The organism is Halobacillus sp. BBL2006 (assembly GCF_000786645.1).
Lineage (GTDB): Bacteria > Bacillota > Bacilli > Bacillales > Halobacillaceae > Halobacillus.
Genome location: NZ_JRNX01000496.1, coordinates 1 through 801 on the forward strand (window position 1 = coordinate 1; position 801 = coordinate 801).

At 37.5% G+C, this 801-nt stretch carries 1 protein-coding gene; it reads left to right on the top strand.

Going from position 1 to position 801, the window contains the following annotated elements:
- Positions 1–89: 89 nt before the first annotated feature.
- The coding region (locus LD39_RS14670; RefSeq protein ID WP_035548673.1) for an SH3 domain-containing protein at positions 90–801 on the top strand (712 nt) is incomplete at its 3' end.

The following is an 801-nucleotide window of genomic DNA, read 5'->3' on the forward strand; positions in this document are numbered from 1 at the left end:
AAATAATCAAAAAAAATATTTCCAGTAAGGAAGGTCTGTTAATTATGTCTGTCGAATAGTGAAACGTATGTATAAAAGGAGGTGTAGCTGTGTTTAAGAAAGGAATTTTTCTATTTATTTTACTATTCATCGCCTTAATCGAAATCCCTGAAGCCTCCATACATGCAGATGAGGTTGTCATTGAAGTAGACCGATTGAATGTAAGATCAGGACCTGGAACCAATTACGAAAAGATTGGTCAAGTCCACTCCAACGACACGTACTCAATCGTAGAAACAAAAGAAGATTGGGTGAAAATTGACTGGAATTCAAAAAAAGGTTGGGTAGCCAAATGGATGGTCACCATCACGAAAGAGCAAAACGCTAGTGTCTCTTCAACTTTCACTGCAAAAGTCAATTATCTCAGAATAAGGTCCGAAGCAGGGCTTGGAGGAGTTATTAAAGGTTATTTAATGAAAGGGGATCAGGTTAAGGTAGAAAAGCAAAAAGGAAAATGGTATTCTATCAAATCTGAAGGAAAGAAAGGCTGGGTTCACGGAGATTATTTATCAACGTCGCTTGATTCTGATAACTCTGTGCCATCTAAGAAAGAAGGCCTTTCTAATTCTGACAAAGCCACATTAGGCAAAATCAAAATTGGTACAAAGGTGTTAAATGTACGCAGCTCAAATTCTCTAAATAGTAAGGTTCTTAAACAAGTCTTTAAAGGTAATACTTTTGATTACATAGACGAAGAGGACCGTTGGTATCAGATTAAATTGAGCGATGGAAAGACCGGCTGGGTAGCTGGGTGGTTAGTAA